Source organism: Actinomadura sp. 6K520 (assembly GCF_004349245.1).
Classification (GTDB): domain Bacteria; phylum Actinomycetota; class Actinomycetes; order Streptosporangiales; family Streptosporangiaceae; genus Spirillospora.
Map to the genome: position 1 here is coordinate 22,966 of NZ_SMLC01000065.1, position 15,064 is coordinate 38,029.

19 protein-coding genes are annotated in these 15,064 nt (G+C 69.9%); 6 read left to right on the plus strand and 13 right to left on the minus strand.

Going from position 1 to position 15,064, the window contains the following annotated elements:
- Positions 1-8 precede the first annotated feature (8 nt).
- A complete protein-coding gene (locus tag E1289_RS18725; protein ID WP_131981862.1) occupies positions 9-710 on the minus strand; it encodes a MerR family transcriptional regulator in 702 nt (233 codons plus the stop codon).
- Positions 711-786: 76 nt separating this feature from the next.
- Here E1289_RS18725 and E1289_RS18730 point away from each other — a divergent pair, with 76 nt between their 5' ends.
- Entirely contained in the window at positions 787-1,929 is a 1,143-nt protein-coding gene (locus E1289_RS18730) for an acyl-CoA dehydrogenase family protein (RefSeq protein WP_131981864.1), read from the plus strand.
- A gap of 12 nt (positions 1,930-1,941) precedes the next feature.
- On the opposite strand, the gene E1289_RS18735 is transcribed toward E1289_RS18730, so the two are convergent.
- The 7 genes from E1289_RS18735 to E1289_RS18760 form a co-directional block, all read right to left on the minus strand.
- A complete protein-coding gene (locus E1289_RS18735) occupies positions 1,942-2,598 on the minus strand; it encodes a TrkA family potassium uptake protein (protein ID WP_243712942.1) in 657 nt (218 codons plus the stop codon).
- Positions 2,591-3,925: a potassium transporter TrkG gene (locus tag E1289_RS18740; protein ID WP_131981866.1), complete on the minus strand. Its 1,335-nt coding sequence runs from the start codon at positions 3,923-3,925 to the stop codon at positions 2,591-2,593. The genes E1289_RS18735 and E1289_RS18740 overlap by 8 nt, the downstream gene beginning before the upstream one ends.
- Positions 3,926-4,065: 140 nt before the next feature.
- Complete coding sequence (locus E1289_RS18745) at positions 4,066-4,446, minus strand: VOC family protein (RefSeq protein ID WP_131981868.1); 381 nt, start codon at positions 4,444-4,446, stop codon at positions 4,066-4,068.
- Between the two features lie 84 nt (positions 4,447-4,530).
- On the minus strand, positions 4,531-4,800 hold the full coding sequence (locus E1289_RS39030) for a hypothetical protein (protein ID WP_207929029.1): 270 nt from the start codon (positions 4,798-4,800) through the stop codon (positions 4,531-4,533).
- A 54-nt stretch (positions 4,801-4,854) separates the two neighbouring features.
- Entirely contained in the window at positions 4,855-5,250 is a 396-nt protein-coding gene (locus E1289_RS39035; RefSeq protein WP_207929030.1) for a type II toxin-antitoxin system death-on-curing family toxin, read from the minus strand.
- Positions 5,247-5,450 carry an Arc family DNA-binding protein gene (locus E1289_RS18755; protein ID WP_131981870.1) on the minus strand — a complete coding sequence of 68 codons (204 nt, stop codon included), beginning with the start codon at positions 5,448-5,450 and terminating at the stop codon, positions 5,247-5,249. Before E1289_RS18755 ends, E1289_RS39035 begins: the two co-directional genes overlap by 4 nt.
- A 124-nt stretch (positions 5,451-5,574) precedes the next feature.
- The gene (locus E1289_RS18760; RefSeq protein ID WP_165970533.1) at positions 5,575-6,135 is read right to left on the minus strand and encodes a dihydrofolate reductase family protein; all 561 of its coding nucleotides are present in this window, start codon (positions 6,133-6,135) and stop codon (positions 5,575-5,577) included.
- Between the two features lie 110 nt (positions 6,136-6,245).
- On the opposite strand from E1289_RS18760, the gene E1289_RS18765 reads away from it, so the two are divergent.
- Positions 6,246-6,857 carry a TetR/AcrR family transcriptional regulator gene (locus tag E1289_RS18765; RefSeq protein ID WP_131981874.1) on the plus strand — a complete coding sequence of 204 codons (612 nt, stop codon included), beginning with the start codon at positions 6,246-6,248 and terminating at the stop codon, positions 6,855-6,857.
- 90 nt (positions 6,858-6,947) lie between these two features.
- Here the strand turns inward: E1289_RS18765 and E1289_RS18770 are convergent, their stop codons facing one another.
- The 3 genes from E1289_RS18770 to E1289_RS18780 form a co-directional block, all read right to left on the minus strand.
- A complete protein-coding gene (locus E1289_RS18770; RefSeq protein ID WP_131981876.1) occupies positions 6,948-8,213 on the minus strand; it encodes a serine/threonine-protein kinase in 1,266 nt (421 codons plus the stop codon).
- 95 nt (positions 8,214-8,308) lie between these two features.
- Complete coding sequence (locus E1289_RS18775; protein WP_243712943.1) at positions 8,309-8,647, minus strand: TraR/DksA C4-type zinc finger protein; 339 nt, start codon at positions 8,645-8,647, stop codon at positions 8,309-8,311.
- 67 nt (positions 8,648-8,714) lie between these two features.
- Positions 8,715-9,086, minus strand: coding sequence for a peptidase inhibitor family I36 protein (locus E1289_RS18780; RefSeq protein ID WP_165970534.1), 372 nt, complete (start codon positions 9,084-9,086; stop codon positions 8,715-8,717).
- 388 nt (positions 9,087-9,474) lie between these two features.
- On the opposite strand from E1289_RS18780, the gene E1289_RS18785 reads away from it, so the two are divergent.
- From E1289_RS18785 to E1289_RS18800, 4 genes are all read left to right on the plus strand, one after another.
- A complete protein-coding gene (locus tag E1289_RS18785; protein WP_131981879.1) occupies positions 9,475-9,669 on the plus strand; it encodes a hypothetical protein in 195 nt (64 codons plus the stop codon).
- Positions 9,670-9,734: 65 nt separating this feature from the next.
- Positions 9,735-10,331 carry a DUF6879 family protein gene (locus tag E1289_RS18790; RefSeq protein WP_131981881.1) on the plus strand — a complete coding sequence of 199 codons (597 nt, stop codon included), beginning with the start codon at positions 9,735-9,737 and terminating at the stop codon, positions 10,329-10,331.
- Positions 10,304-11,137: a phytanoyl-CoA dioxygenase family protein gene (locus E1289_RS18795; RefSeq protein ID WP_165970535.1), complete on the plus strand. Its 834-nt coding sequence runs from the start codon at positions 10,304-10,306 to the stop codon at positions 11,135-11,137. The genes E1289_RS18790 and E1289_RS18795 overlap by 28 nt, the downstream gene beginning before the upstream one ends.
- Positions 11,131-11,706 (plus strand): GNAT family protein, encoded by a 576-nt coding sequence (locus tag E1289_RS18800; protein WP_131981885.1) that lies wholly within the window; start codon positions 11,131-11,133, stop codon positions 11,704-11,706. Before E1289_RS18795 ends, E1289_RS18800 begins: the two co-directional genes overlap by 7 nt.
- On the opposite strand, the gene E1289_RS18805 is transcribed toward E1289_RS18800, so the two are convergent.
- Together E1289_RS18805 and E1289_RS18810 are read right to left on the minus strand one after the other, a co-directional pair.
- Positions 11,640-14,036 (minus strand): tetratricopeptide repeat protein, encoded by a 2,397-nt coding sequence (locus E1289_RS18805; RefSeq protein WP_131981887.1) that lies wholly within the window; start codon positions 14,034-14,036, stop codon positions 11,640-11,642. The two genes, E1289_RS18800 and E1289_RS18805, sit on opposite strands and share 67 nt — an antisense overlap.
- Before the next feature lie 243 nt (positions 14,037-14,279).
- The coding region (locus tag E1289_RS18810) for an alpha/beta fold hydrolase (protein WP_131981889.1) at positions 14,280-15,064 on the minus strand (785 nt) is incomplete at its 5' end.

Sequence of the window (15,064 nt, forward strand, 5' to 3'; positions counted from 1 at the left end):
TTCGGACGTCAGTCGGGCACCGACTGGCGGATGGCCTTGTCGACCGCCCGCTGGAACGACGTCACCAGCGACTGGATCATCAGGGGCTTCAGTTTTCCCGCCATGTCCATGAGCCGTTCCCGCTCCTCGGGGGCCCGGCCGCCCTCCCGGTACGGGCGGACGACGGTGTCCTGGAAGACCCGCTGCAGCTCGGCGGCCAGCGCGGTCGTGTGCCGGTCGACGGCCTCGTGCGAGGCGATCAGCGTGTCCAGCGGCATCGGCAGCGCGGCAAGCTCGGCGCTGATGCCGAGCAGCGCGGGGGACACGACCCGGACGGCATCGTCCGAGACGGACTCGACGACGCCCAGGGCCTCCAGCCGTTTCAGCAGCTCGTCGTCCAGGTGCCGCCCGGCGCGCCGGTCCAGCTCGTGCCGGTCGAGGTCCTCGGGGCGCTCCGGCGCCCACGGGGACAGCAGGGCGCGCTGCAGCGCCAGGTCCTCGGCGGGCGCGTCCAGCGGGATCCTCTGCAGGTGCTTCTCGATGGAGGCGAGCGTGAGCCCGAGCGACTGGAGTTCGCGGACGAGTTCCAGCCGCGCGAGGTGCGCGGCGCCGTACAGGCCGGTCCGGCCGCGCAGTTTCGGGGGCGGGAGCAGGCCGCGCCCGGCGTAGAACCGCACGGTCCGGACGGTGACCCCGGCGCGGGAGGCCAGCTCGTCCACGGTCAGTTCCATCCCGCCTCCCTCTATGTGACAGTGCCAGTGTTACATTAATCGTGTATCAGCGAGCACTTACTGAGGGAGACCGCCGATGGGACGGGATATCTACACCGACGAGCACGAGGCGTTCCGCGACATGGTGCGGTCCTTCATCGAGAAGGAGATCGCCCCCCACCACGAGCAGTGGGAGAAGGACGGGATCGTCTCGCGCGAGGTGTGGCTCGCGGCCGGACGCGCGGGCCTGCTCGGCATCGACATGCCGGAGGAGTACGGGGGCGGCGGCAACGACGACTACCGCTACTACGTCATCTTCAACGAGGAGCTGGCGCGGGCGGGCGTCCACGGGCCCGGCTTCGCCGTCCACAACGACATCAACGGCGGCTACCTGCGGCAGCTCTGCAACGACGAGCAGCGGGCCCGCTGGTTCCCCGGCTACTGCTCCGGCGAGATCATCACCGCGATCGCGATGACCGAGCCCGCCGCCGGCTCCGACCTGCAGGGCATCAAGACCACCGCGGTCAAGGACGGCGACGAGTACGTCCTGAACGGCTCGAAGACCTTCATCTCCAACGGCATCCTCGCCGACCTCGTCATCGTCGTCGCCAAGACCGACCCGTCCGCCGGCGCGAGGGGCGTCAGCCTCCTGATGGTCGAGCGGGGCATGGCGGGCTTCGAGCGCGGCCGGAACCTCGACAAGGTCGGCATGCACGCGCAGGACACCGCCGAGCTGTTCTTCGACAACGTCCGCGTCCCCAAGGAGAACCTCCTCGGCGAGGAGGGCATGGGGTTCATCTACCTGATGCAGAACCTCGCCCGCGAGCGGCTGTCCATCGGCGCGACGGCCCTGGCCGGCGCGGAGGTCGCGTTCGAGCAGACCCTGGAGTACTGCAAGACCCGCGAGGCGTTCGGCCGTCCCATCGGCAAGTTCCAGCACAACCGCTTCACCCTCGCGGAGATGAAGACGGAGCTGACCGTCACCCGCGCCTTCACCGACGACTGCATCGTCAAGGAGGGCGAAGGCGAGCTGTCCGCCGAGGAGGCGGCGATGCTCAAGTACTGGAACACCGAGCTGCTCAAGCGGATCGTGGACCGCTGCGTCCAGCTCCACGGCGGCTACGGCTACATGACCGAGTACCCGATCGCCAAGGCGTACCAGGACGTCCGCATCCAGACGATCTTCGGCGGCACCACCGAGATCATGAAGGAGATCGTGGGCCGCTCCCTCGGCGTCTGATCCGGGACCGCGTCAGGTCCGGTCCGCGAGGCGTTCGACCTTGGCGATGGGCCCGGCGACCAGGATGACGTCCCCGTACTGCAGGACGGTGTCGGCCGTGGCGTAGGTGAACGGCTCGTCGATCGACTTCACGCTCACCACCGTCACGCCGAACTTGGACCGCAGGCGCGTCTCGCCCAGGGGGATGCCGACGATCTCCCTGGGCGGGCGTGTCTTGATGAGCGCGAAGTCCTCGTCCACCTCGATGTAGTCGAGCATCCGGCCGCTGACCAGGTGGGCGACGCGCTCGCCCATGTCGTGCTCGGGCAGCACGATGTGGTTGGCGCCGATCCGCTCCAGGATGCGCTTGTGCTGGTGGGTGACGGCCTTGGCCCAGATGTCGTCGATCTCCAGCTCCGCCAGCAGCGAGGTCGTCAGGATGCTGGCCTCCAGGTCGCCGCCGATGGCGACCACGGCCCGGTAGAACTCGTCGACCCCGAGCTCGCGGAGCGCGTCGATGTCGGTGGCGTCGGCGGTGATGACGTGGGTGAGCCGTCCCGACAACCCCTGGACGATCTTCGGGCGGTTGTCGATGGCGAGCACCTCGGTGCCGCGCCGGGCCAGTTCCAGGGCCAGCGCGGAACCGAACCGGCCCATGCCGATCACCACGACGGGAAGATTCTCAGCCAACGATCGGCCTTTCCACGGGGAGTTCGTAGCGGCGGGTGCGCTCGCGCAGGGCGAGCGCGGTCGCGAAGGTGAGGGGGCCGATGCGCCCGACGAACATCAGCACGACGAGCAGCACCTTCCCGCCCGGGGGCAGCTCGGCGGTGATCCCACTGGACAGTCCCACGGTGCCGAACGCCGACACGACCTCGAACAGCACACGCTCCAGCGTATGGGACGTCATCACGAGCAGGGCGAACGTCCCCGCGGTGACCATGGCGATGCCGAGCAGCACGATCGAGATCGCCTGGCGCTGGGTCCCGTCGGGCAGCCGGCGGTGCCCCACGTTCACGTGCGCCTCGCCGCGCATCTCGGCCCACAGCACGAACCCCAGCAGCCCGAACGTGGTGACCTTGATGCCGCCCGCGGTTCCGGCGCTGCCGCCGCCGATGAACATCAGCACGTCGGTGACCAGCCAGCTCTCGGGGCGCATCTGGGCGATGTCGACGGCGTTGAGCCCGCCGCTGCGGGGCATCACGGCCATCATGAAGCCGTTCGGCAGCCGGGCGGACTCGGGCAGCGCGCCCAGGGTGCCCGGATTGTTCCACTCGGCCGCCGACAGCAGCAGCGTCCCGACCGTCAGCAGCACCACCGTGGCGGTCACGGTGACGCGCGTGAGGATCGACCAGCCCCGCGGCCGCCGCCAGTCCCGGGCCAGCTCGAACACCACCGGGAAGCCGAGCCCGCCCAGGAGGACCGCCGCGCAGACGGTCAGGATGATCCACGGATCGCCCGCGAACCGCGTGAAGCTGTCCGGCCACATCGTGAACCCGGCGTTGTTGAACGCCGAGACCCCGTGGAACACGCCCAGATACGCGGCGCGGCCGGGGGACTCGCCGTAGCCGATGTGGAACCGTGAGGTGAGCACCGCCGCCACGACGGCCTCGGACGCCAGGCTGAAGACCACCACCCGCCGGACCACCCGGCGCACGTCCGTCATCCGCAGGGTCTTGGTCTCCACCTGGGCCGCCAGCCGCGCCCGGAGCCCCACCCGGCGTGACAGCAGGATCGCGAACAGGGTCGCCAGCGTCATCAGGCCCAGCCCGCCCACCTGGATGAGCCCGAGGATGACGACGTCGCCGAACAGCGTCCAGTGCGAGCCGGTGTCGACGACGACCAGCCCGGTGACGCACACCGCCGACGTGGCGGTGAACAGCGCGTCCACCAGCGAGGCCGAGCCGGGCTCGGCCGTGGCCACCGGCAGCGACAGCAGCAGCGTCCCCGTGAGGATCGTGACCAGGAACCCGGTGGCCACGATCTGCGCGGGATGCTGGAACCGTTCGAGGAACACCGTCCCCCACGGCCGCGACCTACGCCCCCCGACCAGCGCGCACCCCCCGAGTCCAGAACTGCCTTGGACATACCACCACACCTCAGCCCCTACCGGGATACGGGCTTCAGGAACTCCTCAGTGGTGAGCGGGGGACCGTCCTATGCCCATCCCCCGTAGGGAACGGTGAGGACCTCCATGGCGTGCCCGCCGGGGTCGGTGAAGTAGACACCCCGCCCGCCGTCACGCGTGTTGATCTCCCCCACCCCGGAGCCGTCCGGGTGGGCGTGGTAGCGGGCGCCGGATTCCTTGATCCTGGCGAAGATGGCGTCGAACTCCTCGTCCGGCACCAGGAAGGCGCAGTGCTGGGAACGGAAGTCGTCGGAGTCCATGAAGTCGAGCGTGACCCCGTTCTCGGTCGTCACCGGGATGAACGGCCCCGTCTGGTCGCCCGCCTCAAGCCCCAGGATGCGCGCGAGGAACTCGGCGGACGTCTTCTTGTCCCTCGCCGGGACGATGATGTGGTCGAGCCGGATGGACATGCACCCTCCCCGTGAACGCGACCCGGCCGTTCCGGGCCTCTCCCCACGAGCGTGCTCCCTCAACCCCACTTGAGGTCAACCGTGTCAGGTTCTCCGCCTGAGCTGTTCCAGCCCGCCCACCGCGTCGCCGAAGACGCGCCGCAGGACGTCCTCGCCGCGCTGGTCGCCGGCGCCCGCGGCGATGATCGTCTGCACGGCCGGATACCCGCGCAGCCCGACCTCCGTCGGCCGTCCCGCGGAGATGATCGTGTAGATCTCGCGGACCGGATAGGTGTGCACGGCCTTGACCCACTCGGCGAGCCCGCCGGCGCCCTCGCCCGCCAGGAGGCCGCCGACTACGCCCTCGTCGCGCACCGCCAGCTCGATCCAGCCCAGATAGGTCTCGTGAGTCCTCGCCTCGGGCCGCCATCAGGGGCGGACGTGGGGTCGAACGAGCGGCTCGATCCGCTTCGCAATGGCCGGAACGTCGTCGAGGACGTGCGTTGCGATGTCCAGCACGGTCGTGAAGAGCTCGTCCTCGGTCGCGGGATCGAACCGCGCCCCGTTGAGCTTGAGGAAAACATCGGTCGCGGCGAACGCCACGCGTTTGTTCCCGTCTGTGAACGGGCGTGACGTAGTGAGCGAATGCAGAAGCGCGGCGGCCTTTTCCAGCAGGGTGGGGTAGGGGTCCATGCCGAACGCCGTCGTGGACGGCCTGGCGGCGGCGGAGGCGACCAGGCCGAAGTCGCGAACGTTGAGGTTCTCGTCCACGATCCGGCGGCCGATGGCGATGATCTCTTCGGCGGTCAGGTACCGCACGCTCACGCGTCGCCCAGCCGGTCCAGAAGGCTCCGGTGCTCCTCGCCGGTCTCGTCGGCGAGCTGCAGGACGTGGGCGAGTTCGCGACGCTGCCGGTACTCCTCCAGCGCGGTGATGAGAACCGCGTTCTTGGACCGATGTTCGCTTGAGGCGACCTCTTCAAGCCATGCGTCGAGTTCGGCGGGAAGACGTGCTGCGAAGGCCACGTCGACTCTCCTCACACCATCGGCGACTAGTACCGCCGATGGTACCAAGCGTGGAATCACCGGTGCTCTCTAGGGCAGAGTCAGGACACTTGCGGCACGCCGGCCCGTGTCTGACGGTCGGCGCTCAGGGGCGGCCGTGGATGTCGTAGGTGTTGAGCAGGGCGCCGGAGGCGAACCTTCGAGTGTCGGTGAGCCGGAGATCCTGCTGCGGATACGTCCCGTTGAACAGTGGCTTGCCGCCGCCCAGGAGGGCGGGATTGATCAGAAGCCGCAGCTCGTCCAGGACGCCGAGGCGGATGGCGGCGGTGGCGGCCTGGCCGCCGGCGAAGAGGGCGAGGTCGCGGCCCTCCTGGCTCTTGAGGTCGGTGAGGGCTGCCGCCGGGTCGTCGCCGAGCGGGTGGGAGTTGTGCCACTCGGTGTCGCGGAGGGTGCGCGACAGGACGTACTTCGGCAGCTCGTGCATCCGGCGCCGCTGCGTGGACGAGACCTCCTCGCCGGCCGTCGGCCAGTAGGCGGCGAGCTGCTCGAAGGCCGTCCGGCCGAAGACCATCCCGTCGATCGACTCCAGCACCCCGTCCATGTGCGCCTGGAACTCCTCGTCGGCGAACCGCCAGTCGATGTCGCCCGCCGGGTCGGTGATGTAACCGTCGATCGACACGTTGATGTGCAGGAACAGACGCCTCACGGGGTCTCCTCGGGTTGCAGGGACGACTTTTTGAATGGCTGACCAAAAAGTACTACCCGGCACACGCTACACTTTTTGAACGCCATGTCAAAAAGTCGTACGATGCAGCCATGTCACGAACCGGACGGCCGCGCTCCTTCGATGACGACCAGGTCATCGGGAGCGCCCTCGATCTCTTCTGGCGGCGCGGCTACGCGGCCACATCGCTCCGCGACCTCAAGGAGGATCTCGGTGTGCTGCCGGGCAGCGTGTACGCCGCATACGGCAGCAAGCACGCCCTGTTCCTCCGTGCGCTGGGGCGTTACGCGGACGCCGCCCGCGAACAGGCCGACGAGATGGCCGCCGAGGGCGCCGTCCTGCCCCGCATCCGGGCGCTTCTCCTCGACGTCCTCCAGGCCGCGCGGGCGACTCCCGGACGCGGCTGCATGCTGGGCAACACCGCGGCCGAACTGCTCCCCGAGGACGAGGCCGCGGGCCGTCTGGTGCACGGGGGCTTCGCCGCGCTGGAGGGCGGACTGACGCAGGCCCTCCAGGCCGCGCAGCGGTCCGGCGAGGTCCGCCCCGGCATCGACTGCGGAGCCCAGGCGCGACTCCTGCTCGGGCTCATGCAGGGCCTCCACGTCCTCGCCCGCGCCGAAACCGACCCCTTCCGCCTCGCCGATGCCGTCGACGCCGCCCTCGCCGCACTGACCGACCACTCCGGGACCGGCCAGGGGGCCTAGCGGCTTCGACCTCCCGCGCGGCAGTGGGCCGGGCGCACGTCGATCATGCGGGCCGCGCCGTCCGGCCGCGGCACTCCGGTCCGCCGCGGGTCACTCGTCGGGGACGATGCAAAGGGTGGCCGTTCCCTTGTCCTTCTTCGCGGGCAGCACGAGCGTCCGCGTGAACGTGGAGCAGGACGTGCGCTCGTCGTAGCGGTAGACGACGCGGTAGTTCTCCGTCCACGGGAGACCCAGCGAGCAGGGATGCCTCCGCCAGGTACCCCACCCGTCGATGTCCAGGCCGCCGGAGTGGATGCAGTCGCCCGCCTTGGCGAGATACGCGGTGGACGCGAACGTCACCATCGTCCCCATGAAAGCCACGGCGACCGCCACGCAGATCCCGAGGACGAGCATTCCCCGGCTGACGCGCGGACGTGACGCGCGCCTCCTGGCCCCGTCCAGGCGCCGGATCCAGGTGGTCGGCCGAGAGAGCGGGTGCTGCTGAGGGGCCGGGCGTTGCCGGGAGATCAGGCGTGCGGTGGGCTTGTCGTCCGGATCCTGCGGGCCGCCCATCAGGTCCAGGGCTTGGGCGGCGGTCGGGCGGGTGTCCGGGTCCTTGTCGAGCAGCCGGACGATCAGGTGCGCGAGCCGCCCGGCGTGCGCGGGCGGCGGCGGCTCGTCCCGCAGCAGCGCCGTGACGGTCTCGGCGACGGTGCCGCGGCGGAACGGGGACACGCCCTCGACGCACCGGTAGAGGGTGACGCCGAGGGAGAACAGGTCGCCGGCGGTGCCGTTGTTCCTGCCGCTCAGCCGCTCGGGCGCGAGGTACTCCATCGAGCCGATGACCGCGCCGGACGCCGTCAGCGCCGTGTCCGCCTGGTGGACCGCGATGCCGAAGTCCGCGAGCAGCGCCTCCCCGGCCCCGGTCAGCAGCACGTTCGCCGGTTTGACGTCGCGGTGCACGACCCCGGCCGTGTGCGCCGCGTCCAGCGCCTTCAGCAGCACCTCGGCCATCTTCGCGGCCTCCTCGGCGGAGACCGTCCCCGCCTTCTTGAGCCGGTCCTCCAGGGAGTGGCCGTCGACGAGGCGCATGACGATCCAGGGGACGTCGTCCACGGTCACCACGTCGTGGACGGGGACGATGCCGGGATGGTCCCGCAGCCGCGCGGCGTTGCGGGCCTCCCGCCTGGCGCGGGTGAGGAACTCCGCCCGCTCCGCGTCGGACGCGGTCGGCGGCACCCGCACCTCCTTGACCGCGACGTCCACGCCGAGGGTCTCGTCGTGGGCCTTCCAGACCCGCCCGAAGCCGCCCGACCCCAGCTCCGCCACGAGCCGGTACCGCCCGCCGATCCGGTCCAGGTGCGCCTCCTGGGTCACGCGCGTCCTCCGCTGTCCGGCACCGCCTCGAACGGAAGTTGATTATGTCCCAATGGCGGATGCCGAAGAGGGTAGAGCGCGACAGCGGTGAGATCTCAGGTGGTGGCGCAGGTGATGCAGGTGCGGGCGGTCGGTCGTGCCTCCAGGCGGCCCGGTGCGATCGGGCCTCCGCAGCGCTCGCAGGTGCCGTAGGTACCGCCGCGGATGCGGCGCAGCGCGTCCTCGATGTCGGCCAGATGCGTGCGGGCCCGGCTCAGGGACGCCTCGATCCGGGCGCGCTCGTAGGCGATGGTGGCGCCCTCCGGGTCGTGCTCGTCGTCCACGTTGGCGTGCGCCGACGCCTCGACGACGCCGTCCCAGTCGCCGCTCAGCGACGCCATGAGCTTGAGCGTGTCGGCGCGCTCCGCGATCAGCCGTTCTTCCGCCGTGGTCACCCCACCTAAAACGCCCCCGCGCCGCACCCCATTCCGAACCGGGCGCGGACGCCTCTCGGCCTCCGGGTCACCAGACGGACATGACGCTGAGGCCGTCGGCGGGGAGCGTCGGGAGCGACTGTGCGCCCGAGACCGAGCCGAGCAGCTTGCCGGTGCAGTCCTTGCCCGAATAGACGAGCATGGCGACCGGGATGCCCGTACCATCCCGGTGCGTGCTGGCGACGGACCGCAGCGGGAACGGTGCGTCGAGGCATCCGGCGCCCGGACGGAACGTCGTGACCTTGCCCATGAACCCGGCCTCCGACCAACCGCACAGCGACTCGGTGGGGCAGTCCCAGGGGCCCGGCGTCGCCGCCGCGGACGCGGCCGACACCGGCAGGACCGCCGCGGATGCCGCCACCGCCGTGACCAGCGAGGTACGAGTCAAGGTTCGCCACATGGGCGCACTCCCTCCGTAGGCGCTCTGGCCCCATAGGTTCACCCAGATTTCCGATGCGGTCCAGCGAGCCGTGAAAATTTTCATGGGCCGGCTGATCGGGTCTCCGGTGCCGGTGCGTATGAATGGTCAAGAAACCCCCGGTCCGCCATGTGGCCGGGCGGCAGAGAAGCGCGTGACCGTATCCGGCCAAAGGATGCGGAGAGTGACAAATAAGTGCCGGTATTTTGGCTCTGAGTCGTGTGAGCTGCGATTTCTCTCGTTATGGACCGATAGAATCTGAAATGAGGTCATCGTCACGCACGGTGTTTATGGGAGTACGGTTGACGCTCCTCCATGGTCGATATATATAAGTCGTGAAGAGTAATATCGGCAAGGCGAGGACCATGCCATGACACTCAAGTTGATCGGTGGTTCGGGCTGCGGTAATGGTCCGTGTCCTGCGGTGTACGAGACGGAGAACAAGACGATCGTTGTCCAGGGCTTCGTCGTGGATCCGGATCGGACGGGGCTCGTGCTGCCGCCCGGCGAGGGTGCCGTGGAGATCCCGCGCTACATCCTTGAGCGGGCGCTCGCCGCCGACTGACCACGCAGGTCGGCGCCGCTTGGGGCACCGGCCCGTCACACGGGAGAATTGCCATCATCCTCAACATGGAAGAGTTCGGCCGGCTCTTCACGGAGTTCAGGTCGTCGGCGACGCGCATCGAGACGCTCGACGTCTATTCTGTGCCGGAGGAACGTGACAACCTCGACCTGTACCGTTCCGGGGCACCGCTACCGCCGGACCGCAACGAGGAATGGGCGCGCAACATCCGGGAGTGCGTCGCGGCCGGCAAGTACATGGGCAGGGTGCACATCATCGACCACGTCCTCACGCCGTATCTCCAGTTCGAGATCGACTGGTACTACGCGGTCAACGGCGCGGCGGGCGAGGACATCCGGTTCATCTTTCGCGAAGACGTGCCGGACGTTCCTTACACGGACACGTGGCTCTTCGACGACGAGATCGTCGTGGACCTGAGTTACGACCGCTCCGGCGAACTCCTGTACATCAACAGGAACGATGATCCCGAGCGGCGGAAGCAGGCGCGGACCGCCTGGCGGGAGTTCTACGCCCGGTCCTTCCCGCTGGCCGATCTCCTGGCCAAGGTCCGCGGCACCGAGTTGGAAGTGCCGCCCTCGCCGCTCGACCTCCGGCGCGCATGGGCGAAGGAGCACGCATGCGCGTCGAAGGCCACGCACACCTGAGCACCGACTTCGTCCTCAGCGACCAGGCGGCCGGCTACCCCCGCAGGACGGTCAGCACCACCGCGAAACCGGACGACCTCGACTCGTTCGTCCGGTCCGGCTACCTCGTCCAGCGGGGGCTGCTGGACGCCGCCACGGCCGCCCTCCTCGCGGACGCCGTGCTGCGGCTCGCCATGGCCGAGGACGGCCGTCCCGAAGCCGAGAGCCTCCCCGGCGAGAGCATCTACCTCCGGTCGCTGCTCGACAAGGACCCGGTGTTCCACCCGCTGCTCCGTCTGGAACCGGCGCTGTCGACCGCGCGGACGCTGCTCGGCCCGCAGGTCTGGATCGACCTTGAGGCCCGGCTGAACCACGCGGGCCGGGCCGGTGTCGCGGTGCCCTGGCACGCCCACCTGCCCGTCATCCCCGACCCGCTCCCGGCCCTGTTCAGCTACCCCCACCAGGTCCACTGCCTCGTCTACCTGGACCGGATCACCGAGAAGGAAGGCGCCCTCTGCCTGCTGCCCGGCTCGCACCGCAGCGGCGACCTGCGCATCCCGCTCGGTGACCGGGGTGACCGGGACGGCCAGGTCGAGCTGTTCTTCGAGCCGGGCGACGCGGTCCTCATCCACGCCGGGCTCTGGCACCGGACCGTCCCGTCCAGCGCCGCCGCCGGATACCGCCGGCTGCTGCTGATCGGCTTCGTTCCCTCCTGGCAGCGGCCCAGCACCGCATGCGGCGTTCCTCCAGAACGTGCGCTGACGAAGGACCTCGCCCGCGAAGGGGACGACGAGACCCGCGAACTGTTGGGCGAGTTCCGATGGTGACCGTCCGGCTCCGCCCGATGGAGGAGGCCGACCTCCCCGTCTTCGAACGCGCCTACTCCACCCGGGACGGCGCAGGAGAACACCAGTGGTTCGGGTTCAGCCCGCCCGGCCGCGGCCTCGCCGAGATGGGGGTGCTCGGGCCGGACGGCGGCCGGCTGACCGTCACCGCCGACGACCGGGCCGCCGGAAGCGCGTACTGGTTCCGCCGGGAATGGGGCCCGGCCGAAACGTCCTGGTGCTGGGAGGTGGCCCTGCACGTCCTCGCGGAACAGCGGCGCCGCGGCATCGGCACCCAAGCCCTCGGCCTGCTCATCCGGTACCTGTTCGACCACACTCTGGCCTGGCGTGTCCAGGCCATCGCCGACGCCGCAAACACCGCCTCGCAGCAGATGATCATCCGGGCCGGTTTCACCCGGGAGGGAACGCTGCGCGCCGCCCAATGGCGCGAGGGCCGCCGCCACGACCAGGTGCTCTACTCGCTGCTGCGCGACGACCCGCTGCCTCACCCCGGCTCCTCGACGGTTCCCCGAGCCTCCGACCGCAGCGCCAGGGATCGCGGATCGTCGTAATCGCCGAGGACCGCCAACGCCTCGGCGATGTGCAGCTCGCCCATATCATGGTCCCCGCCCGCCGACAGAGCTTCGCCGAGGCGGAGGAGGCTCTTCGCGCGCTTCCACTGGTCGCCCACCATTCCGTGCACCGCGGCCGCGCGGCGGTGGAAGTCAACGGCCTCCGGCAACCTGTCCAGTGCCCGGTACGCGCGGCCGGTGCCGTCCAGGGCCATCGCCTCCCGGCTAGGGTCCCCTTCCCGGCGGAAGGCCACGGCGGCGTGCTGGGTCGAGACGAGCGCGTCCTCCGGCAGCCCGCCCGCCAGCTGCGCCTTGCCCAGGTACAGCAGCGCGGTCCCCTCCCACAGCGGATTCGCCATCGCACGGGCGATCGACACCGCCTCCTCCGCCACGGCGAGGGCCTGGGCCGCCTCACCGCGCCGCCGCGCCAGCAGGCTGAACGCGGTCAGCACCATCGACACGTAGAGGTGGTCGCCCATATCCCGGAACGCGGCCAGCGACTCGGTGAGGACCTCTTCCGCGTCGTCGTGCCGTTCCAGCTGGCAGAGGGCGTAGCCGAGGCTGTAGCGGACGGTCGCGGTCCAATACGGGTCATCGAGGTCGCGGACAATCGTCAGCGCGTGCGCCAGCACCGAGCGCGCGTCCTCCGGTTCGTGCGCGAACAGGTGGACCCAGCCGAGCCCGTTAAGGGTCTTGGCCATGCTCAGCGGGTCGTTCAGCTCGCGGTGGATGTCCAGCGCCTCGCGGTGGTACTGCTCGGCGTCGTCGAGTTGCAACGTCATCCGGGAGAGGCGTCCGAGGCTCTCGCACAAGGCCGCCTCGCCCTCCCGTAAGCCGAGCGTCCGCGCGGCGGACAGGCCCGTCAGGGCCGTCTCGCGCCAGTCATGGACGTGGTTGTAGGTCGCGTAGATCCGTTCCAGGACGATCGAGAGCCGCCACGCCAGTTCCAGCTGCCCGGTGTCCGCCGCCGCTTGGACGGCACCCGCGAGGTTCTGCTTCTCCTGGGTGTACCACTCGGCGGCCTGCTCGCGGCCTGTGAACCTCACCCGGGGCGCGCCCGCGGGCGGTTCGACGGTGAACAGGAGGGTCGTGTCATGGGCGATGGACAGCGCGCACTCGTACGCGCCATGCAGGTACCAGGCGCACACACGCCTCACCGCGTCGAGCTGCTCGCCCTGAGGAATCTCGTACCTGGCCCTGTCGACGGCGTAGGCGCGCAGCAGGTCGTGGAACCCGTAGCGGCCGGAACCCCTGTTCTCCAGCAGGTAAGCGCCGGCCAGGACGTCGAGCGGGCTGCGCACTCGGTCACCGGGCCCGGCCAGGACCGCCGCCACCGCCTCGCTGAACTCCCCGCCCGGATGCAGCCCGAGGAGGCAGAACAGGCGCGCGGCACCCGGCGGCAGAGCGCGGTACGACCAGGCGAACACGGATCGGACCGCCTCGGCCTCGTCCTCGTCGCCGGTGGACAGCGCGTCCCACAGCGACGACTCGTCCCGCAGGTCCGCGATCAGTTCGCCGAGCGGCATGCCGGGGCGGCTCGCCGCGCGCTCGGCGGCGATGCGCAGCGCCAGCGGCAGGTGGGCGCACAGCCGGGCCAGTTCGGCGAGTTCCTCCGGATCGTCACCGGACCGGTAGTCCGCGGTCGTCTCGGTGAGCAGCGCGACCGACTCCTCCTCGGTGAGCGTGCCGAGGATCGTCCGCTCCGCGGGGGCGCGGATGAGGAGCCCCGACATGCTGCCGCGGCTCGTCACGACCGCCAGGCTGTGCCCCATTCCCGGAATGAGCGGCCGGACCTGTCCAGCCGTCCCCGCATTGTCGAGAATGACCAGCATATGGCGGTCGGCGAGAATTGTTCGGTACAGGCTGGACTTGGCCGCCACGTCGTTCGGGATGGCGGATGCGGGAACGCCGAGCGCGAGCAGGAAACCCTCCAGCGCCTGATCCGGCGTCACCGGGACACCGGGGTCGTAACCCCGCAGATCGACATAGAGTTGGCCGTCCGGGAACTCGTCGCGCACCCGATGCGCCCAATGCAGCGCCAGCGAGGTCTTCCCGACCCCGGCAGTCCCCGCGATCACATAGGCGACGACGCCCCCGTCCGCGCCCTCCCGCCTGGCGGTGAGCAGGTCGTCCAGGCGCCCGAGGTCGGCCTGGCGGTTGACGAAGACCCGCACGCCGCGCGGTAATTGCCGCGGTGCGGTGTGGGTGCCGCGGCCGTAGTGGAAATGGATGCCGCCGCTGATGTCGCGGGCCTGCACGACATCGCTCGCGCTGCCCGACATGGTGGAACGAGTACCGGGCTCGGCGGGATCATGATGGCTGTCCGACATGCGACCACCCGTCACTCAGCGGCATTTCCAGCCTACGGTGCCCGAGCCTGCCGGGAAATACGGCCCCGGGGCCAGCTCAGGACACCTGGCCGTGCGAATTCCGAGGCTTCGGAGGGCCTTTACAAAACGCCGGACAGGGCGACCATGACCGTGTGTCGCCAGCCCCCGCGGTCGGCTCTCCTCGACACCGAAGCATCACCGTGGTGCGCTCCTGGCCGGAGCGCACCACGGGAACCGTGCGGATCAGAAGAGGCAGCGGACGGGTTTCTGGTCGTCCTCGGGTGCCAGTGCGTTGGCGATGAGCTGGTGGGTGACGGGGCTGGCGACGATGACGCCGTGCTCCGCGATCGCGCGGGGGCACACGTCCTGGAGCAGGACGTTGTTCACGTTGTCGCCCGTGAGGAACTGCGACTGGTACGGGGTGACGATCTCGTCGTACTTGGTGACGATGGTGGTGTACTCGACGCCGGGTTCGGTCTGGCCGCCGGCGTTGAGCGCGGTGAGGAAGTCGGAGTCCCTCACCTGCTGGTAGCAGGAGTAGCAGACGTAGGCGCCGAGGTCGACGATGCCGAACCGCTCGGCCAGCTCGGTCAGGCCGAAGAGGTCCGTCCCGGCGTTGGACGGGGCGACGCCGACCAGGTGGCGGACGTGGGCGGCGCCGCCGAGGTTCTTCAGGTAGTAGCGCGGCATCATGCCGCCCTGGGAGTGGCCGACGAGGTCGACCTTGGCGGCGCCGGTCTCCGATTTCACCTGGGTGACGAACGCGGCCAGCTGCCGTGCGGAGATGGTGATGTCGCCGGTGCCCTGGATGAAGCCGTTCGGCGCGCCGCCGTAGTTGAAGGCGTAGACGCAGTGCCCGGCCCTGCGCAGTGCCGGGACCGTGGCGAACCAGTTGTCGAGGGCGTTGGCGAAGGTGCCGTGGACGAGGACCAGCGGCACGGGCCGCGACTGGGAGCGGCAGGACCAGTCGTTGACCCCGGGCGGTAGCAGCCCGGGGACGGGGGCGTCGGGGTCACTGGCCGGAGGTG